Annotated in this window: 20 protein-coding genes; 10 read left to right on the top strand and 10 right to left on the bottom strand. The window is 74.0% G+C overall.

The genetic code is table 11. The features are described from left to right. Nucleotides 1-5: 5 nt before the first annotated feature. The 3 genes from PH189_RS08585 to PH189_RS08575 form a co-directional block, all read right to left on the bottom strand. Nucleotides 6-482 (bottom strand): DUF2243 domain-containing protein, encoded by a 477-nt coding sequence (locus PH189_RS08585; protein WP_274188339.1) that lies wholly within the window; start codon nucleotides 480-482, stop codon nucleotides 6-8. A gap of 129 nt (nucleotides 483-611) precedes the next feature. Further along, nucleotides 612-1,544 carry an endonuclease/exonuclease/phosphatase family protein gene (locus PH189_RS08580; RefSeq protein ID WP_274188338.1) on the bottom strand — a complete coding sequence of 311 codons (933 nt, stop codon included), beginning with the start codon at nucleotides 1,542-1,544 and terminating at the stop codon, nucleotides 612-614. Nucleotides 1,545-1,639: 95 nt separating this feature from the next. Continuing rightward, nucleotides 1,640-2,224 (bottom strand): TetR family transcriptional regulator, encoded by a 585-nt coding sequence (locus PH189_RS08575; protein WP_274188337.1) that lies wholly within the window; start codon nucleotides 2,222-2,224, stop codon nucleotides 1,640-1,642. A gap of 90 nt (nucleotides 2,225-2,314) precedes the next feature. Here PH189_RS08575 and PH189_RS08570 point away from each other — a divergent pair, with 90 nt between their 5' ends. From PH189_RS08570 to zwf, 3 genes are read left to right on the top strand one after another with little or no spacing between them, the layout of a single operon-like run. Next, nucleotides 2,315-3,349, top strand: a complete 1,035-nt coding sequence (locus PH189_RS08570; RefSeq protein ID WP_274188336.1) for an NAD(P)-dependent alcohol dehydrogenase — start codon at nucleotides 2,315-2,317, stop codon at nucleotides 3,347-3,349. Nucleotides 3,350-3,409: 60 nt separating this feature from the next. Then, nucleotides 3,410-3,838, top strand: a complete 429-nt coding sequence (locus tag PH189_RS08565) for an SRPBCC family protein (RefSeq protein ID WP_274188335.1) — start codon at nucleotides 3,410-3,412, stop codon at nucleotides 3,836-3,838. 54 nt (nucleotides 3,839-3,892) lie between these two features. Then, the gene (zwf, locus tag PH189_RS08560) at nucleotides 3,893-5,389 is read left to right on the top strand and encodes a glucose-6-phosphate dehydrogenase (protein WP_274188334.1); all 1,497 of its coding nucleotides are present in this window, start codon (nucleotides 3,893-3,895) and stop codon (nucleotides 5,387-5,389) included. Between the two features lie 300 nt (nucleotides 5,390-5,689). Here zwf and dinB read toward each other — a convergent pair whose 3' ends face one another. Beyond that, nucleotides 5,690-6,889 carry a DNA polymerase IV gene (gene dinB, locus PH189_RS08555; RefSeq protein ID WP_274188333.1) on the bottom strand — a complete coding sequence of 400 codons (1,200 nt, stop codon included), beginning with the start codon at nucleotides 6,887-6,889 and terminating at the stop codon, nucleotides 5,690-5,692. A 129-nt stretch (nucleotides 6,890-7,018) separates the two neighbouring features. Between dinB and PH189_RS08550 the strand changes: the two genes are divergently transcribed. Then, nucleotides 7,019-7,495, top strand: a complete 477-nt coding sequence (locus PH189_RS08550) for an Hsp20/alpha crystallin family protein (RefSeq protein ID WP_274188332.1) — start codon at nucleotides 7,019-7,021, stop codon at nucleotides 7,493-7,495. A gap of 120 nt (nucleotides 7,496-7,615) precedes the next feature. Next, entirely contained in the window at nucleotides 7,616-7,981 is a 366-nt protein-coding gene (locus tag PH189_RS08545; protein WP_274188331.1) for a MerR family transcriptional regulator, read from the top strand. Here PH189_RS08545 and PH189_RS08540 read toward each other — a convergent pair whose 3' ends face one another. Together PH189_RS08540 and PH189_RS08535 are read right to left on the bottom strand one after the other, a co-directional pair. Then, nucleotides 7,982-8,404, bottom strand: coding sequence for a PPOX class F420-dependent oxidoreductase (locus PH189_RS08540; RefSeq protein ID WP_274188330.1), 423 nt, complete (start codon nucleotides 8,402-8,404; stop codon nucleotides 7,982-7,984). A 210-nt stretch (nucleotides 8,405-8,614) separates the two neighbouring features. Beyond that, nucleotides 8,615-9,322, bottom strand: a complete 708-nt coding sequence (locus tag PH189_RS08535; protein WP_274188329.1) for a M24 family metallopeptidase — start codon at nucleotides 9,320-9,322, stop codon at nucleotides 8,615-8,617. A 47-nt stretch (nucleotides 9,323-9,369) separates the two neighbouring features. On the opposite strand from PH189_RS08535, the gene PH189_RS08530 reads away from it, so the two are divergent. From PH189_RS08530 to PH189_RS08520, 3 genes are all read left to right on the top strand, one after another. Then, nucleotides 9,370-9,678, top strand: a complete 309-nt coding sequence (locus tag PH189_RS08530; protein ID WP_274188328.1) for a Dabb family protein — start codon at nucleotides 9,370-9,372, stop codon at nucleotides 9,676-9,678. A gap of 26 nt (nucleotides 9,679-9,704) precedes the next feature. Next, nucleotides 9,705-10,148 (top strand): universal stress protein, encoded by a 444-nt coding sequence (locus tag PH189_RS08525; protein WP_274188327.1) that lies wholly within the window; start codon nucleotides 9,705-9,707, stop codon nucleotides 10,146-10,148. Between the two features lie 98 nt (nucleotides 10,149-10,246). Then, nucleotides 10,247-10,666, top strand: a complete 420-nt coding sequence (locus PH189_RS08520) for a hypothetical protein (RefSeq protein ID WP_274188326.1) — start codon at nucleotides 10,247-10,249, stop codon at nucleotides 10,664-10,666. A gap of 20 nt (nucleotides 10,667-10,686) precedes the next feature. Here PH189_RS08520 and budC read toward each other — a convergent pair whose 3' ends face one another. Beyond that, a complete protein-coding gene (gene budC, locus PH189_RS08515) occupies nucleotides 10,687-11,460 on the bottom strand; it encodes a meso-2,3-butanediol dehydrogenase (protein WP_274188325.1) in 774 nt (257 codons plus the stop codon). A gap of 125 nt (nucleotides 11,461-11,585) precedes the next feature. Here budC and PH189_RS08510 point away from each other — a divergent pair, with 125 nt between their 5' ends. Then, nucleotides 11,586-12,134 carry a PadR family transcriptional regulator gene (locus tag PH189_RS08510; RefSeq protein WP_274188324.1) on the top strand — a complete coding sequence of 183 codons (549 nt, stop codon included), beginning with the start codon at nucleotides 11,586-11,588 and terminating at the stop codon, nucleotides 12,132-12,134. Beyond that, on the top strand, nucleotides 12,131-13,417 hold the full coding sequence (locus PH189_RS08505; RefSeq protein WP_337994140.1) for a cytochrome P450: 1,287 nt from the start codon (nucleotides 12,131-12,133) through the stop codon (nucleotides 13,415-13,417). Before PH189_RS08510 ends, PH189_RS08505 begins: the two co-directional genes overlap by 4 nt. A 5-nt stretch (nucleotides 13,418-13,422) precedes the next feature. On the opposite strand, the gene PH189_RS08500 is transcribed toward PH189_RS08505, so the two are convergent. From PH189_RS08500 to PH189_RS08490, 3 genes are all read right to left on the bottom strand, one after another. Continuing rightward, nucleotides 13,423-14,178: an ANTAR domain-containing protein gene (locus PH189_RS08500; protein ID WP_274188323.1), complete on the bottom strand. Its 756-nt coding sequence runs from the start codon at nucleotides 14,176-14,178 to the stop codon at nucleotides 13,423-13,425. Between the two features lie 130 nt (nucleotides 14,179-14,308). Beyond that, nucleotides 14,309-15,973 carry an acetolactate synthase large subunit gene (locus tag PH189_RS08495; protein ID WP_274188322.1) on the bottom strand — a complete coding sequence of 555 codons (1,665 nt, stop codon included), beginning with the start codon at nucleotides 15,971-15,973 and terminating at the stop codon, nucleotides 14,309-14,311. A 76-nt stretch (nucleotides 15,974-16,049) separates the two neighbouring features. Further along, nucleotides 16,050-18,920 carry a cutinase family protein gene (locus tag PH189_RS08490; protein ID WP_274188321.1) on the bottom strand — a complete coding sequence of 957 codons (2,871 nt, stop codon included), beginning with the start codon at nucleotides 18,918-18,920 and terminating at the stop codon, nucleotides 16,050-16,052. Nucleotides 18,921-19,002: the final 82 nt, after the last annotated feature.

Below are 19,002 nucleotides of genomic sequence, written 5' to 3'. Positions count from 1 at the left end.
GGCGGTCAGGCCTCGTCCCCGGGGCGTACGCCGATCGGGCGTGCGGGCCCCAGGAGCAGCACGATCCCGACCACGGCGCCCACCGCGCCGGAGATGTTCCAGGCCAGGTCGTAGGGCAGGAGGTCGACCTCGTAGCGGATCTGGTGGAGCCCGAGCACCTTGTGCTGGAACAGGCCGTCGTAGACCTGGAAGACGCCCCAGCCGAGGAAGCCCCCGGCCCAGACGCGCTTCGGCACCGTCGCGCGACGGCGGTGGAGGTCGGCGAACAGGAACAGGCCGACGACGATCGCGAGCCAGCCCCCGGCGTGGAACACGCCGTCGGACACCAGCCCGGCCTCGAGTCCCGCGCCGTCGTAGAAGTGGTGCCAGTGCAGCAGCTGGTGGAAGACGGTCTCGTCGAGGAACGCCGCGACGCCCACCCCGATGAGCACCCCGGCGAGGACGGACCGTCCCGTCGCCGGGCGCGTCGCTGTCGTGTCCATGCGGCGTGGTGCCCGGGGACGGCGCCGGCCGAACCCCTCAGGCCGGCTGGTGCCGGGCGCGCGAGTGCGTGGCGGTACGGACACCCAACGTCTGCGACGGCACTCCGCTGACATTCCCTCAGGCCGACATCACCCGAGGTGCGCGAGCACCGCCCGGTGGTCGCTGCCGGGCAGGTCGAGCACGCGTGCGGTGCGCACGGCGAGGCCTCCGCCGGCGAGGACGTGGTCGATGCGGAAGCCGAGCCACCGCGGCCAGCGCCTCGGCCAGGTCGGCGGGCCCGGGACGCCGCCGTCGCCGAGTGCGGCGAGGGCCCGGTGCTCGACGGTGGTGTTGAGGTCGCCGGCGACCACAGTGGGACCCGGGGCGGCGGCGCGCCACGCGGCGACGAGGTCGAGCTCGTCGGCCCACCGGTCGACGAGGCCGGGCACCGGGGCGACGGTGTGCGTGGCGAGCACGCGGGCGGCGCCCAGCTCCCCGCCGGTGACCTCCAGCCAGCCGTACAGCCCGCCGGAGACCAGGCGCGCGACGCGGACGTCGCCGAGCGACGGCGCCGTGAGCACCGTGGTCCACGGGCCGTCGGGGTGCTCCGGGACGTGGCGGTGCGGCCGGGGCGGCGGGGCGCAGTGCGCGACGTAGCCCAGGTCGGGCTTGAGGCGGTCCTCGAGCCGGGCCCGGAACCGCTCGCCGGACTCGGGCAGGACGACGAGGTCGGGGCGCTCGGTCTCGACGATCGCGGCGAGCGCCTCGGGGTCGGCGCGGCCCTGCCAGACGTTGGCGACGAGCACGGTGAGCGTGACCGGGCCCGCCGACGTCGCCCCCGGTCGCCTGCCCGCGGCCAGCACGAACCCGGCGACACCCGCCGCGCCGAGCGCCGCCGGCCGCGCCCGGGACGAGCGCGCCGCGAGCACCCCCGCGACCACGCCGAGGCCGCCCGCGAACGCCGGGCGCGCGGCGAGCAGGACCGGCCAGGGCGGCCGGCGCTCCATCCCGAGCGCCTCGGGCACCAGGAGGGCCGTCGCCGCCGCGGCGCCCGTCGCGAGTCCCGCGGGCCAGCGCGTCACACGATCCTCCCCGCCTCGGCAGCCGTCGCCGATCATCGTGGCGGGTCGGGGATCGGTTCGCCGTGATCGCGTCGGTCAGGCGGTCGGTCGGCCGGTCACGTCGCTCCGGCGCGCGGCGCGAATGCCCCGCGGACCGCCGCGGCGAGGGCCGTGCGGCGCCGCTCGTGCTCCGCCGGGTCGTCGTCCGTCGACGCCGCGACCGTCACGCTGGCCGGTGACCAGGCCATCGACAGCGCGATGACCATCGAGTAGACGTCGGCGGGCGCAGGCGCGGGATCGACCAGGCCCGCCTGCTGCGCCTCGGAGATCCGGGCGAGCTTCGCCGCGACGTCGTCGGCGGCGACCGCGAGCAGGTCGCCGGTCGGTACCCGCTCGAGGCGCGCCCACGTCGCGAGCAGCACGACCTCCGGGCGGTCGAGGTAGGCGTCGTAGAGGCGCACCGCGTAGCCGGGGAGATCGGTGGCGTCGAGGGGCACGAGGTCGACGATCAGCGACAGGTGCTCGACGAACACCGCGTCGAACAGGCCGTCCTTCGACGAGAACCAGGCGTAGATCTGCGCCTTGTTCGCCTGCGCGGAGGCCGCGATCCGGTCGACGCGCGCCCCGGCGATCCCGTACCGCGCGAACTCGGCGGTCGCCGCGTCGAGCAGCCGTCGCCGCGTCGCCTGTCCGTCGCCCACGGCCAGAGAATAACCAGTTGGTTTGCACGACGCACCGCACCGGCCTAGCGTGGGCCGTGAGTAACCAACCGGTTTGTTTGCGGAGGAACCATGCACGAGGTGACGGGATGGGCGGCGCACGCGCCGGGGGCGGCGCCGGCGCCGTGGACGTTCGAGCGCCGCGACCCGGGCGAGCGCGACGTCGTGGTGCGCGTGACGTACTGCGGGCTCTGCGCGACCGACCTGCACGCGCTGCGCCACGGTGACCCCGCGAGCTTCCCGCTGGTCGCGGGGCACGAGATGGTCGGCGAGGTGACCGCCGTCGGGTCGGGCGTCACGGGGTTCGCCGCGGGCGACGCGGTGGCCGTCGGCAACATCATCGGCTCCTGCGGGGTCTGCCGCGAGTGCCGTGCCGGGCGCGAGAACGACTGCCGGGAGTTCCCGACGTTGACCTACGGCGGCGTCGACCGGGTCTCCGGCGGCATCACCCAGGGCGGGTTCTCCCGCGAGATCATCGTGGACGAGCACTTCGTCCACGCCTCCCCCACCGGCCTCGACCCGGCCGGTGTCGCCCCGCTGCTGTGCGCGGGGATCACCACCTGGTCACCGCTGCGCCGGTTCGGCGCCGGGCCGGGCACCACCGTCGGCGTGGTCGGGGTCGGCGGCCTGGGACACCTCGCCCTCCGCTTCGCGCACGCCCTGGGCGCGGAGACGGTGGCCTTCACCTCCTCGGCCTCGAAGGCCGACGCCGCCCGGACCCTCGGGGCCGACGACGTCGTCCTCTCCTCGGACGCCAAGGAGATGGACGCGCAGCACCGGCGCTGCGACATCGTCCTCGACACCACCGGCGCGAGCCTGGACCTCGCCCCCTACCTCGCGGCGCTCGCCGTGGACGGCACCTTCGTCCTCGCCGGCATCCCGACCCGCCCGCTGAGCATCGACCCGATGAGCCTCGTGGTGGGCGAGAAGCGGATCGCCGGCACCGGGAGCGGGGGTGTGCCCGACACACGGCAGATGCTCGCGTTCTGCGGCGAGCACGGGATCACCGCCGACGTCGAGGTCGTGCCGGTCGAGCGACTCGGCGAGGCGATGGACCGCCTCGCCCGCGGCGACGTCCGCTTCCGCTTCTCGGTGGACCTGGGCTGACCACCCGCCCGTCCGATGCGTCCACGACGCGGCCCGGAGACGGGTCGGAGGATCGTCGCCATGACGACGCAGACCCGTTTCGTGACGACGACGATCGCGCGGCCCTGGCGCGAGGTGTACGCGTACGCGTCCGACCCCCGTCACCTCGTCGACTGGGCCGGAGGGCTGGCGAAGGCGCAGGTGCAGCCCGCCCCCGACCGGCCCGGGACGTGGATCGCCGACTCGCCGATGGGGCGCGTCGAGGTGGAGTTCGTGCCCGAGAACGAGTTCGGCGTGCTCGACCACGTCGTGCGCCTGGCCGACGGCCTCGAGATGCCGAACCCGCTGCGGGTGGTCCCCCTCGGCGACGGCGCCGAGCTCGTCTTCCACGTGCGCCGGCGGGACGGGATGAGCGACGAGGAGTTCGCGGCGGACGCCGAGCACGTCGCCCGCGACCTCGAGACGCTGCGGCGGATCCTCGAGAGGAGCGAGAGTTCTGCGAGCTCCTGAGTCCTCGCATCGCGGACCCACGGACGTCACACTCTCCGACTACGGTCCCTTCACATGACCGACCGCGAGGTGGAGTCCGTGGCGTACCCCGGCCCCGGGTCGCGTCCCTTCCGCCGCGATCTCGACCCGATCCTCCCGCACGTCATCGTGCTGTTCGGCTGTACCGGTGATCTCGCCAAGCGCAAGCTCCTGCCGGGCCTGGCCTATCTCGCCGAGTCGGAGCTCGCCCCCGCGATCCGGATCGTCGGCACGGCGATGGAGGACTTCGACACCGAGGAGTTCCGGGCGCTCGCCAAGGACGCGGTCCAGAACTACGGCATGCACCGGCTCAGGGACGAGGACTGGGAGCACTTCGCCGCCCGGCTGAGCTACGTCCCCCAGGGCGCCGGCCCCGAGGGGCTGACCTCGGCGGTGAAGGAGGCCCAGTCGCAGCTCGGCGACGACGCGCGGCTGCTGCACTACCTCTCGGTGCCACCGAGGGCCGCGCAGGCCGTGGTGGAGATGCTGCGCGACGCCGACCTCACCTCGGGCGCTCGCGTGATCATGGAGAAGCCGTTCGGGCACGACTTCGAGAGCGCGGTGAAGCTCAACGACTTCGTCCACCGGGTCTTCGACGAGTCGCAGGTCTTCCGCATCGACCACTTCCTGGGCAAGGAGGCGGCACAGAACATCCTCGCGTTCCGCTTCGCCAACGGCCTGTTCGAGCCGATCTGGAACCGCAACTTCATCGACCACGTCCAGATCGACATCCCGGAGGAGCTCGGGCTCGACACCCGCGCGTCGTTCTACGAGGCCACGGGCGCCTACAAGGACATGGTCGTCACGCACCTCATGCAGGTGATGGCGTTCGTGGCGATGGAGCCGCCGACGGCGCTCGAGCCGAGGTCGATCAGCGAGGAGAAGAACAAGGTCTTCCGCTCGATGCTCCCGATCCACCCCCACGACGTCGTGCGCGGGCAGTTCGGCGGCTACCGCGACCACCCGGACGTCGCCGGCGACTCGGACACCGAGACGTTCATCGCGCTGCGGGTCGGGCTCGACAACTGGCGCTGGGCGGGCGTGCCGTTCTACCTGCGCACCGGCAAGCGCCTGGCCGAGGGCCAGCGGATCATCTCGATCGCGTTCAAGGAGGCCCCGCGGACGATGTTCCCGCAGGGCTCCGGCGTCGGCACCCAGGGCCCGGACCACCTGACCTTCGACCTCGCGGACTCCTCGCGGGTCTCGCTGTCGTTCTACGGCAAGCGACCCGGCCCGGGGATGCGGCTGCAGAAGCTCTCGATGCAGTTCTCCACCCAGGAGACGGGCGAGGCCTCGGACGTCCTCGAGGCCTACGAGCGCCTGATCCTCGACGCCATGCGCGGGGACCACACGCTGTTCACCACCTCCGAGGGCATCGAGTCGCTGTGGGAGCGCTCCATCCCCCTGCTCGCCGATCCCCCGCCGGTGAAGCCCTACCCCGTCGGCTCGTGGGGTCCGAACGCGATCCACCAGCTGATCGCGCCCAACGCCTGGCGCCTGCCGTTCGAGCGCGCGTGGCGGGAGAAGAAGTAGGAGCTCTCCACATCGATCTCCCGACAGTGTCGGGAGGGTTGCGACGCCGACGGCACTGTCGAGAGATCGAAATGGCCGCGGCCGATGCGGAGACCGCCGAGATCGAGGACCGACCCGAGCGCCAGGGGATATCGGACCGACACACCCACGCTTCGGAAACCGAAGCATCTGCCGGTACACCCGCCGGACCCGGCGCGGCCCGGCGCCGCTACCCAGCACCCGGTGCCCGTAGAGCCACCAGAGGCCGCCCCGGGGATCGCGCAGGCGCGCGTGGCGCTGGCCGCCGTGGCCGGGGTCGTCCTAGTCCGGGAGCATCGGCATCTCGAGCCCCTGCTCCCGACCGAGGAGCGTCGCCCGCGTGACCGCGGAGAGGCCGTAGCGCTCGCGGACGTCGTCGACGGCGACGTCGAGGGCGAGGGGCGCGGCGTCCCCGGCGAAGGGCAGCTCGAGCTGGTGACTGCCGGAGTCGTCGAGGTTCCCGACGGCCACACCGAGCATCGACAGCCCCCGCTCGAACATCATCGGGGCCGCGGCCTCGGCGAGCAGGCGGACCGCACCGAGGATCGCGTCGGTCTCGGCCGTCGGCGCGGCGAGGGTGTGTGAGCGGGTGGCACGGCTGAAGTCACCGAAGCGCAGCCGGAGCGTCACCGTCCGGCCCGTGCGCCCGGCGCGACGCATCCGGCGGGTGACCCGGTCGACCAGGCCCATGAGCACCGCATCGGTACGGGCGGGCGAGACGGGTTCGCGACCGAGCGCCCGCTGCGCGCCGACCGAGCGCCGGCGGCGCCCGACCTGCACGCGGCGTGGGTCGCGCCCGTGGGCCAGGGCGTCGAGGTGCCGCCCGGCGGCCTTCCCGAGCAGCGACTCGAGGCCCGGACCGCCCATGGCGGCGAGGTCGCCGACCGTGGTGATGCCCTGACCGCGCAGCTTGCGGCTGGTCACCGCGCCGACACCCCAGAGCACCTCGACGGCCAGGGGGTGCAGGAACTCGAGCTCGCCGCCCACCGGGACGACGAGCAGCCCGTCGGGCTTGGCGACGCGGCTCGCGACCTTGGCCAGGAACTTCGTGCTCGCCACCCCGACGGTGATCGGCAGCCCGACGTCGTCGGCCACCTCCCGCCGCAGACGCGCCGCGATCTCCGGCGGCGGCCCGGCGATGCGCCGCAGGCCGCTGACGTCGAGGAACGCCTCGTCGATCGAGATCCCCTCGACCAGCGGCGTCACGGAACCGAACACCGAGAAGACCGCCCGGCTGGCGCCGGTGTAGGCCTCCATGCGCGGAGGGACGACGACCGCGTCGGGGCACAACGCCCGCGCCATCCGCCCGCCCATGGCCGTGCGCACCCCGCGCGCCTTGGCCTCGTAGCTGCAGGCGAGCACGACGCCGCCCCCGACGATCACCGGGCGTCCGCGGAGCGCGGGGTCGTCGCGCTGCTCCACCGAGGCGTAGAAGGCGTCGAGATCCGCGTGCAGGATCGTCGGCTCGCCGGACACGAACACACGTTCGCATGCCGCACCGACGGACGCGATCCCTCTGAGATGCTTGACGAAAACCTGTAGATAGAGCTATAACAATGTGCGTCAGGAACAGCAGGTTTGCAGTGCGGCAACGGAAGGAGCTGACCGATCGTGCTGCTGAACTACGACCCCTTCGACCCGTTCCGTGCGCTCGACCGTCTCGCCGGCTCGTCCCGGCACCAGGCCGTCAGCGGTATGCCGATGGACGTCTACCGCGCCGGTGACCACTTCGTCGCCTCGTTCGACCTCCCCGGCGTCGACCCCGGCTCGATCGACGTGTCGGTCGAGGGCAACGCGCTGACGGTCACGGCCGCCCGGACCGCCCCGAGCGGCAACGGCGACTACCTCGTGGCCGAACGGCCGCGCGGGCGCTACAGCCGTCAGCTCCTGCTCGGGCGCGACCTCGACACCGACCGGCTGCACGCGTCCTACACCGACGGCGTGCTGACGCTGACGATCCCGGTCGCCGAGAAGGCCAAGCCGCGCCGCATCGAGATCCAGCATGCGGGCGCCACGACCAGCATCGAGGGCACCACGGAGAAGCGTGCCCACGAGCAGCAGGACACGGAGGAGGCGCCCACCTCCTGATCACCGTCCGAACCGTCTCCCCAGCCGCGAGCACCCGCCGGGCCCCCGGCGGGTGCTCGCGCACGTCCGCGCCCCGGCGGTCCGCGCCCCGGCGGTCGGTGCACCGAGAGGAAGGCCACCATGGGCGTCGAACGCCTCGACGACCACGACTACCCGGCCCTGACGATCGGGCAGGCCGCCGACCTCATCGGCGTCGCGCCGGCGTTCCTGCGCAGCCTCGACGCCGCCGACCTGCTCCACCCCCACCGGTCGGACGGCGGGCAGCGGCGCTACTCACGACGCCAGGTCGACTTCGCCGCGCGCGTGCGCGAGCTCGCCGACGAGGGCCACACCATCGCCGGCGCGGCGTCGATCCTCACCCTGCAGGGCGACCTCGCCGACGCCCGGCGCGACCTGCAGGACGCCCGGGCCGAGCGCGACGAGGCCCGCGCCGAGCGCGACGAGGCCCGCGCGGACCTCGACCGACTGCGCGACGACCGGCGCTGATCAGTCGCGCAGCCGGAGGATGACCCGCTGTCCGGGCGCCCGGCCCAGGAGCTGCGCCACGCGCCCGACCAGCCCGAGCAGCGAGACCAGACGCCACTGGACGCCGTACTTCGCCGCGAGCGCCCGCCGCGGGCCCTCCTGCGCGTCGGGATCGTCGACGACCTCGGCCCGCCCCTCGGCGCTCGGGGCGTCCGGCGCGACGGTGCCCCGCCGGTCACAGGGCCGCAGGACGACACGGGGGTCGCGGCGCACCCGCTTGACCTTCCCGCTGGCCGCTCCCGTGATGACGACGAGGACACTCGCGTCGTCGCCGTCCCGGGCCACCCACACCGGCGTCGACACGGCCTCACCGTTGCGCCGGTAGGTCGTCAGGGAGACGAAGGGCTCGTCGCCGAGGGCGGAGAGGTCCGTGGGCGCACTCACCGGTCCACTCCAGCACGGAGGACGTGGCACCGCGCGACAGGGGCGCGACAGGGGAGGAGTCCCGTGGCCACCACGATGATCCTGGCCGCGACCAGGCCGTGCTCAACCGGCCGTGGTCGCCGCGCGCACCATCCACATCGACGCCGGCGCCGTGGGGCTGCTCGACTTCGGGATCACCCCCGAGCGCGCCCGGCGACGCGCACCCCGCCGTCAGCGGCGCAGGCTGAGCAGCTGCTCGCAGAACCCGCCGATGCCCCGCTCGCGGTCGACGAGGTGCACCTCGAGGATCCAGTGCGCCCGCCGCCCGGAGGCGTCGACGGTGCGCATCACCAGGTCGTTGGCCTCGGTGATGTAGCTGTGCACCCGCTCGGTGTCGATGTGCTCGTGCGGGAACTCGCCGACGAGGTGCCCGGAGTGCCATCCGCCGAACTCCCAGCCCCGGGCCTGCGCGAGGTCACACATCTCGGCGTAGAGCTGCGCGGCCGTGACGTCCGGGTGGGCCTCGAAGAACGCGCGCCCGGCCTCGAACACCTCGTCGAGGTCGGCCGCGAGGCGATGCTTGTGCGGGTCGTCGCCGAGCACGAACGTGCGCCCGACATCGGCCTCCCAGGCCTCGAAAATGGGCCCGAAATCCAGGAACACGATGTCGTCGTCGGCGATGACGCGGTCCGGCGGGTTGTCCTGGTACGGCCGCAGCGTGTTCTCGCCGGCGCGCACGACCCGCTTGTGCCAGTGCTTGTCGGTGCCGAAGAGCTCCGCCCCGAGGTCGCGGACGTCGTCGCTGACCTGCTTCTCGGTGCGGCCCGGCCCCACGAGCCCGCGCCGGAGGACCTCCTCGAACAGCGCGACCGCCTTCTTCTCGGCCTCGATCAGCTCCCGCGCGCGCTCGTCCTCGTCGGTCCCGGTGGCGGCGCTCATGTCCTGCATCCTGCCCGTTGGGCGGACTGACGGGCAGGATGCTCGGCATGAGCTTCACGCACGTCGTCACCTTCTCCTGGACCGGCGACGCGGCCGAGGACCCCGCGGTCGTCGACGGCATCGCCGACGCCCTGCGGCGGTTCATCGCCGACGCCGACCTCCCGGGGCTGCGGTCGTGGAGCTGCGGGCGCGACGCCGGGATCGCCACCGGCAACGCCGATTTCGCCGTAGTCGGGGTGTTCGACGACGTCGACGCCTTCGCCGTCTACCGCGATCACCCGGAGCACCGGCGGATCATCACCGAGCAGATCGCGCACAGGGTGGGCCAGCGCACGGCGGTCCAGTTCGCCGGGTAGGCCGACCCCGGAGCAGGATCGGGGGGATGACGGGCTTCGAGCTCGGGACCGACGGCCCCGGCACCATCCTCACCGCGGTCGACGGCTCCATCACCTCGCTGCGGGCCGGCGCCTACGCCGCCGGGCTGGCCCGGCGACAGCACGCACACCTGCTGGTGGTGACGGTGGCGACCACGCCGGCGATGGCGGCGATGGCCCCCGGCGCGCTGGCCGTGCTCAGCGAGACCGCCCAGGACCTCGCGACGGACGTCCAGGCCCAGGCACGGCGGTACCTCGAGGACCTGTCGCTCACCGGGGAGCTCGTGCAGGTCGCGGGCGACCCCTATACGGAGATCGTGCGGCTGGCCGACGAGCGTCGGGTCGACGGGGTCGTGGTCGGTGCGTCGGCGAAGGCCGGGCACCGGATCGTCGGGTCGCTGGCGGGTCGTCTGGTGCGGGCCGGGAAGTGGCCGGTCACCGTCGTTCCCTAGCCGTTCGGCGCCTCATCACCCATGTGTACCAGTGATGCCGGCGGCACTTCACCTACAGTCATTCTGGTCGCCGCTCCAGCCCTGCCTCCGAGGTCGCCGTGACCACGCATCTCACGCCCGCCAGCCCCACCCACCTCGCCCCGTCGTACGCGACGCCGGCCTGGTTGCTCCGGGGGCTGACCAACGAGCCGGGGGTGCTGAGCCTCTACGCCGGTCGGCTCCGTCTGGTGACGGGCGAGGGCGTGGTCTTCGACGCGCCGCTCGGCGCGATCGAGCGGCTGGCGTTCCCCTGGTACGAGGGCGCGGCCGGCCTGCGCGTCACCGTGGGCGGGCGCCGGCACCGCGTGTCGCTGCACCGCCCGCGCGGCTCCGCGCTGCCGCCGGCCCGGCTGATGGGCCAGGACGTCGAGCCGGTGATCGGGGCGGGCCGCTCCGACGCCGACCGCGGCGTCACCGTCCACTCGGTGCTGCAGGGACGCGGCGCCGGGCGGGTCTGGCGCACGCTGCTCCAGGTCTGATCCCCGCCCGACGTCATGGTTCAGCTCATGTTGGGCTGACCGTTCGAGGCGCCCAGCCCGCCGTCGACGGGGATGTGCGCGCCGTTGACGAAGCGCGCGTCGTGGCTCGCGAGGAACGCGATCACGTCGGCGACCTCGGCGGGCTCGGCCGGGCGACCGATCGGGATCCGGGCGCGGAAGGCGGCCATGTTCTCGTCGTCCTCCCGGACGCCCTCGCTCATCTCGGTGGCGGTCAGGCTCGGGTGCACCGCGTTGACGCGGATGCCCTCCTGCCCGTGGTCGAGCGCCATGGCGTTGGTCAGGTTGGTGACCGCGCCCTTGGCCGCGTTGTAGGCGGCCATCCCCCAGTCGCCGGCGAGACCGGACACCGAGCCGACGTTGACGATGCTTCCGCCGACCGCGCGCAGGTGGGGCAGAACGGCCTTCGAGGCGTGGAAGACGCCCTCGACGTCGATCGCCATGACCTCGCGGAACGTCTCCACGTCGAGGTCCTCGACCGTGCCGGGGCGCGCGATCGCGGCGTTGTTGACCAGGGTGTCGACGCGGCCGTACTCGCGGGCCACGTCGTCGATCAGGGCCGTGATCGCGGCGCAGTCGGACGTGTCCGCGGCACGCGCCACCATCGTCGCACCCTGCGGGGCGTCCGCGACGACCTTGTCGAGCTTCTCCTGCGTGCGTCCGGCGATGACCACCGTGGCGCCCTCGGCGCCGAAGCGGTGCGCGGTGGCGGCGCCGATGCCCGAGCCCCCGCCGGTGACGACGACGACCTTGCCCGTGAAACGGCCCTCGGCCACGAGTCCTCCTCGAACGGTTGAACGCTGGACGAGGCCCGGTTACCCGGTCGCCCGGCCGTGACCCGTGGTGCCGAGAAGTTCACGTCGAGTGGCGTGTCAGACGTACCTAGGTCACGCTGACCTATGTGTGGGTGGACGTGCTGTTGCTGAGCCAGCTCGCCCGCCGCCCGTCGCACGGCTACGAGCTGCGCCGGCGGGTGGAGGCGGCGACGGGGATCAAGCTGCACAACAACTCGCTGTACCCGGCGCTCAAGCGCTTCGGGGAGGCGGGCGCGGTGACGCGCACGCTCGAACCGCAGGACGGCCGCCCCGCCCGGCACGTCTACACGCTCACCGACGTCGGCCGCGAGCTCCTGCACGACCAGCTGGCCGACCTGCCCGACGAGCTCGCCGGCGACGAGGCGGAGTTCCTCGCGCGCCTGGCCGGCTTCGGCCGCCTGACCCCGTCCGAGCGCCGTGGCGTGCTCGCGGCCCGGAGCCGGGTGCTCGCGGAGCGCCGGACGCGGCTCGCCGGGCTGGCGGAGGCGACAGCACCGGCCGACACCACCATCGGCGCGAGCGACCCCTGGGCCGCCCTCGTGCTCGACGAGGTCCTGCGCCGCATCCGCGAGGAGCAGGGCTGGCTGGACCGCCTCACCCACCGGGCCGACGACCCCACCGAGGAGATGCCGTGACCAGTGCGTCCACCCACGAGCCGTCCACGCACGAGCCGACCACCATCACCACCTCGACCGTGCACGACGACGACGCCGCCCTGCCGCAGCTCCCCTTCGCCCGTGAGGGCGTCCTGCGCATCTCCCCGCTCTACGAGCGCCTGCGCGCGGCCGGTCCGGTGACGCGGGTGCGCACGCCCGCGGGCGACATCGTGTGGCTGGTGTCGCGGTACGAGGAGGCCCGGACCCTCTTCGCCGACAGGCGCCTCGGGCGCTCCCACCCGAAGCCGGAGGAGGCCGCGCGCGTCTCCGACGCCGGCGTCATGGCCGGGCCCAGCGGCGACCACGAGCACGAGGACGCCGACCACACCTCGATGCGCCGGCTGCTCACGCCGGCCTTCTCCGCCAAGCGCATGCGGCGCCTGCACGACCGGGTCGCCGAGCTCGCCGAGGGTCTCGTCGACGGCCTCGTCGCCGCGCACGACGGCGGCTCCGACCCCGTCGACCTGCACGCCGGGTTCTCCGTCCCGCTCCCGATCTTCGTGATCTGCGAGCTGCTGGGCGTGCCGGTCGAGGACCGCGTCTACTTCAAGGGCCTCTCCGAGCGCATGGCGACGCTGACCGGTGACGACCCGGCCGTGGCGCGCGCCGAGTTCGAGCGCTACACCGCCCAGCTGGCCGAGGCGAAGCGCGCCGAGCCCGGCGAGGACGTCATCTCCGACCTCGTCGCCGCGCAGGCCCACGACCCGCGACTCACCGACGCGCGCCTGGCGGAGCTGACCGTCGGGCTGCTCTTCGCCGGGCACGAGACGACGGTCAACCGGCTCTCGCTCGGCGTCGTGCTGCTGCTGGTGAACCCCGAGGTCCGGGACCGGCTCGTCGCCGACCCCGACGGATCGGTCGACGCGGTCGTCGAGGAGGTCCTGCGACTCGCCGAGCCCGGCGGGATGGGGCTGCTGCGCTACGCGCACGAGGACGTCACGGTCGGCGAGGGCGACGAGGAGGTCACCATCGCGACCGGCGACGGCGTCGTCATCGTCACCAGCGCCGCCAACCGCGACGAGAGCGCCTTCGACGCCGCCGGTGCGTTCGACCCCGACCGGAGCCCGAACCCGCACCTGTCGTTCGGGCACGGCCCGCACTTCTGCATCGGCGCGAGCCTGGCCCGCACCGAGCTGCGCGTGGGCCTCGCGACGATCTTCAATCGGCTGCCCCAGCTGCGCCTCGCCGTCGAGCCCGACGCCCTCACCCTGCACACCGAGCGCCTCACCGGAGGGCTCGACGAGCTGCCCGTCACCTGGTGAGGGCCCTACAGCTCCGCTCGCCGGGTCACGAGGGTCTCGGCGACGTCGCGGAGCTTGACGTTGAGATCCTGCGAGGTGCGGCGCAGGACGTCGAACGCCTCGTCGGCGTCCAGGCCGCGGCGTTCCATGAGCACGCCCTTGGCCTGGCCGATCACGTCACGGCTCCTGAGGGCCTCCTGGAGCTGGGACTCGCGCAGCTCGTGGGCCGTACGGGCCTGCACCGCGGAGATCGCCGTCGCGGCGTGGGCCGCGAGGACCAGCGCCATGTCGCGGTCGGCGTCGTCGAGGCCGTCGGGCGACCACGAGTAGAAGTTCAGGGCGCCGAAGCGCGGCGGCGCTCCTCCGGGGAACATGCCGGTGGAGAGCACCGCGTGGAGGCCGAGCTCGCCGGCGGCCCGCTCCGCGAACGCGGGCCACGACGGGTCGCTGCCGCTCAGATGGCCCATGGCCGCGCCGACCCCGGAGCTGTGCATCGCCGTGTGGCTGGGTCCTTCGCCGGCCTCGTCCTGCAGCCCGTCGGCCTTCTGCGCCGCCGGGTGGCTGAACGCGACGGTGTCCAGCCGGCCGTCGGGCCCGCGCAGGACGGCCGAGACGACGTCGGCCCCCGGCACGATCGACCGCGCGGCATCGATCACCCGCTCCACGACACCCACCACCCCGGCGTCGCGATCGACGGCGAACAGCGCGTCGGCGAGGCCGACGAACGCCGTCACGAGACCCCCGTCGATCTCGCCGGAGTCCGACGGGCTGTCGATGGTCATCGCGGCACCTTCACGGGATCGGCGTGGACGGGTTCTGCGGAAGTATCCGCGACCCGCGGCTTCGCGCAACGTCCAGGTCCCACGGGCGGACCAGCCCGTGGGCACCGTCACGGCCCCCGTCCCACCGCCTCTAGCGGGCGATGAGCTGCCCCAGGCGCTTGGTGAGCTTCACGTTCTCGGTGTAGTCGACGGGGACGACGATCACCGACGGCTTGTCGCGACGGTCGAACGCCTCCTTGAGCGCCGGGCGGAACTCGTCGGCCGAGCCGATGCGCCGGGCGTGGCACCCGAGGCCCTCGGAGATCGTCACGAGGTCCGGGGTCGTGAACTCGGTGCCGAAATGGTGGCCGAACTCGACCTCCTGCTTCCAGGAGATCAGCCCGTAGTCGTTGTCCTCCCACACCACGTTGACCGGGGCGACCCCCAGACGCGTCGCGGTGGCGAGCTCGGCCATGTTCATCATGAAGCCGCCGTCGCCGGAGAGGGCGACCACGCGACGCTCCGGCGAGACGAGCGCCGCCGACACACCGCCCGGCACCGCGATCCCCATCGAGCAGAAGCCGTTGGAGATGATGCAGGAGTTCGGCGCGTAGGTCGGGTAGTGCCGCGCCACCCACATCTTGTGCGCGCCGACGTCGCTGATCAGGACGTCCTCGTCGTCCATCTCCGCGCGCAGGTCGGCGAGGATCCGCTGCGGCTTCATCGGGAAGTCGCCGGTCTCGGACTCGGCGCCCGCCCCCGCCTCGGTGATCTCCTCGGTGAGCGACCGGCGGACCCGGCGGTGCAGGTCGATGTCGGGGTAGTGGTGCTCCTCGGTGAGGCCCTCGTTGATGGCCCAGAGCGTGGCGGCGACGTCGCCGACGATCTCGACGGTGGGCCGGTAGGCGTCGTCGACCTCGGCGGGGTCGAAGTCGATGTGCAGGAGCCGCTTGGTGCGCCCGATGTTCCAGCGGGCGGGCGGCCACTCGACCATGTCGTAGCCGACGGCGATGACCAGGTCGGCGGCCTCGAACACCTCGGTGACGTAGTCGCGCGAGCCGAGCCCGACGGCGTAGAGGCTGCGCTCGTGGCGGTCGGACAGCGCGCCCTTGCCCATGAAGGTCATGCCGGCGTAGATGCCGGTGGACTCGACGAAGCGCTGCAGCTGGCGGCTCACGCGGGTGCGGACGCAGCCCTGACCGACGAGCAGCACGGGGCGCTCGGCGCGGGCGATGAGGTCGAGGGCGGCCTGGATGCTCTTCTCGTCCGGCACGGGCCGGCGGACCTTCTCGGGCGGCACGATCGGGGCGGCGCCCTCGATCTCGTGCTTGGCGATGTCCTCGGGCAGCTCCACGTGGGTGGCGCCGGGCTTCTCGGCCACCGCCAGCTTGAACGCCTTGCGGATGACCTCGGGGATCGTCGACTCGTCGCGCAGCGACGTCGTCCACTTCGTGATCGGCGTGAACATGTTGACCACGTTCATCGCCTGGTGCGATTCCTTGTGCAGGCGCGTCGTCGCACCCTGCCCGGTGATCGCCACGACCGGGGAGTTGTCCATGTTCGCGTTGGCGACGCCGGTGACCAGGTTCGACGCGCCCGGCCCGAGCGTCGACAGGCACACGCCGGGACGGCCGGTCAAGCGGCCGTAGACGTCGGCCATGAAGGCGGCGCCGGCCTCGTGATGCGTCGGCACGAACCGCACCGAGGACTCGCGCATCGACATGAGGAGGTCGGCGTTCTCCTCACCGGGAACCCCGAAGACGTATTCGACGCCCTCGGCCTCGAGACAACGCATGAACAGATCGCTGGCCCTCATGGATTCGGTCCCACTCCCCGGGGTCTCGGCGCACGTCGGACCGTGGTCAAGTGCCCGCAGGGCGCGCTCGGCACACTCATCCGGGCGATCGGGGCAGTTCGGACGGCCTCGCGGCGCCGCGGGTGGCCGACGTGCCGGCGCCGGCCGACCCCGTGGAGCCGGCCCCGGTGGACGCCGGCCCGGCACCGGTGCGCGTGCTGGTGCCCGTCCCCGCCCCGGTGTTGGACGCGTCGGTGCCGCCGTCGGCGTCCCCGGTCTGCGCGCCGCCCTGCCCGGACCCGCCGCCCGCCTCGGCGCCGGCGAGGCCCGACACCGACTCGAGCGTCTCGCCGATCTTGAGGTCGTTGAGGAAGATCGTCGCCGGTTCGGCGGGCCCGCCGGTGTGGCGATAGATGCCGGTCTTCAGGTAGTCGAACGAGTCGATCATCGTGCCGCGCGGCGGCCGGAAGTCCTGCAGCACCTGCCGGCCCCCGCGGTACACCGAGACCGAGCCGCCGCCCTCCTCGAACTCGATGTCCAGCTGGACGTCGAGGTTGCGGCCCGCCTGCACCGGCCCGAGGTCGCGCACGCGGTCGCCGACGTTGGCGAGCCACAGGTTGCCATCGACGATCTCCAGCGCCACCGGTGGCGAGGTGTTCGTGCCGCCGTCGTGGAGCTGCCAGATGACCTGCCAGTCCGAGGTGTCGACCGGGAAGTCGGCCGGCAGGAACGCGCTGTAGCCGAAGAACAGGTGCTCGCCGGCGCGGATGTCCTGGGCCTCCTCGGGGCGGACCTCCGAACGCTTGGCGCCCCCGGGCACCTCGAGCTTGACCACCTGCCGACCCGGCACGTTGGGGCTCTCGGCCTCCTCCGGGTCCAGCCCGCCGCCCTCGACGTTGCCTCCGTTGGAGTCCTGGAAGCCCGCCAGCCCCGATGTCAGCGACCACAGGGCGTCGGTGGCCTCGCCCGCGCTGCCGGTTCGCGAGTCGCCGGCCTGGCCGGAGCTGCCGGCCTCGTCGGCTGCGTCGTCACCGAGTGCGCCGTCGCCCGACCGGTCGGGGTCGCCACCCGCGTCGGACGGCGTGGTGCGGGTGGTCGTGGGCTCGGCGCCCACACCCCCGGAACCCGAAACGTCGGCACCGGACGCTTCGGAATCCGAAGCATCCCCGCCGCCGTCCTCACCACCGGAGCTCGACGCGTCGGAGCCCGGAGCGCTTCCGGTGCTCGTGCCGGTGCTGTCCGTGCCCGTCCCGCGGCCGCGCCCCGTGGTCGGCGGCTCGTCCGGGGGCGTCGTGGACCGCGGCGTCGAGCTGCTGTCCGCGGATCCCGACCCGGATCCCGTGCCTGTGCCTGATCCCGTCCCGCCGGTCCGCGGCAGCGTGGTGGCGGTCGGAGCCCGCGAGCCCGTCGGCGCGGAGCCCGAGCCGGCGCCGCCCGAGTCCGGCGCCCCGCCCGAGCCCGACCCCGTGTTCGGCGCTGTCGTGGCCGTCGCCCCGCCCGAGCCGCTGCCCGTGCCCCCTCCCGTGTCGTAGCCGGTGTCGGCACCGGGATCGGCCGCACGGGGGGCTCCGCCGCCCGCGCTCGTCCCGGGAGCCGAGGTGCCCGTGGGCTCGGCCGCGCCGGCCCCGGTGTCGTAGCTCGGGTCGGTGCCCGTCCCCGGCGCCGTCGTCCCGGACGCCGTCGTCCCCGGCGCTGTCGTCCCGGGCGCCGTCGTTCCCGGCGCCGTCGTTCCCGGCGCCGTCGTTCCCGGCGCCGTCGTCCCCGCGGACGGAGCACCTGTGGCGGTGCCGGCCGGCTGCCCGCCTGCCGGAGTCGTGCCGGGGGCGGGCAGCGAGGTGATGAGCCGGACCAGCGACTCGGACGCCCAGCGCGTCGCCGGGGCGTCCGGAGCGACGGTGAGCTGGGGGTAGTCGATGTGTGCCGGGGCGGCGACGGCCTGCTCGAGCGACGGCGGGGTGGCGCCGGCTGCGGTGGCGCACACCGGGTCCTGGGGCGCACAGACCTCGATGGTGCGCGCGGCCAGCGCACCGAACCCGCCCTCGCGGGCCGGCAGCACGCCCTGCCCCGTGACACCGGCGGGGACGGTGCGGACCCCGGCGCTGCGGGCGGGGTCGCCGAACAGGCCGACGGCGAGGACCCGGTCGGCGGGGACGCGCGGGTCCTGACCGGCCCCGACGCGGGCGGCGACGTCGCCGGCGACGTGGGCGCCCTGGGAGTAGCCGAACAGCATGGCGCGGCTGCCCGGGCACGCGGCGAGCTGCGCGGCCACCTGGTCGGTGAGGGTGGTGACCGCCTGCTGCTCGCTCGCCTCGTACGACGCCCCGACCTCGGGCCCGGCGACGGCGACCACGGCGAGCCGCTCCCCCACCTGTTGCACGAGCGGGTCGGTGACGGCTGCGAGCGTCTCGCCCCCTGCGGCGCCGCTGCCGTTGACCGCGAACAGCGTGACGTCACGGCACTCGGCGGGCGCAGCATCGGGAGCGGCCAGGGTGACCACGCCCGTCCCGAGGGCGCCGACCAGCAACGTCGCGGCCAGCGCACCCGCCACGGCGAGGACGCCCACGGGGCGCCGCCGCGGGCGGTCGGCCACCCCCCCGAGCACCGGCGCCCTCCGACGAGACCTGGGGGCAACGTCGTCCCACGCCCCCCGGGTGCCCACCACCGGCGCCGCGCGGGGCGCCCGCGCGTCGTCGACGGCGCCGTCGGGGTGGACGACCAGCGGCCACGCGCTCCATCGCGCCGCCATCTCGACGCGGACGGGCCGCCCGAGGTGCGCCGCACGCCGGGCGGCGGCGGCGAGGCCGGCGCGGTGCGGGTCGGCGCCGCGTCGCACGGGGACGGCGACGTCGTCGACGAGCAGCGGGACACCCCCCGGCGTGGGGTCGACCCGCAGCCGCACCACCGGCGCGGCGGGGACGGCGCGTCCGAACCGGTCGACGAGCTCACCACCGCCCCGCACCGACCGCATGCACGCCCCTCCACCACGCGGGACCCGGCCGGGGCCGGGGCGGGGCCGCGACCGGTCACTCGGCGCCGGATCGCCCTCGCGC

Origin of the sequence: Actinomycetospora chibensis, from assembly GCF_028737215.1 — a bacterium.
Classification (GTDB): domain Bacteria; phylum Actinomycetota; class Actinomycetes; order Mycobacteriales; family Pseudonocardiaceae; genus Actinomycetospora; species Actinomycetospora chibensis.
This window is presented reverse-complemented; position numbering and strand designations above follow the sequence as displayed.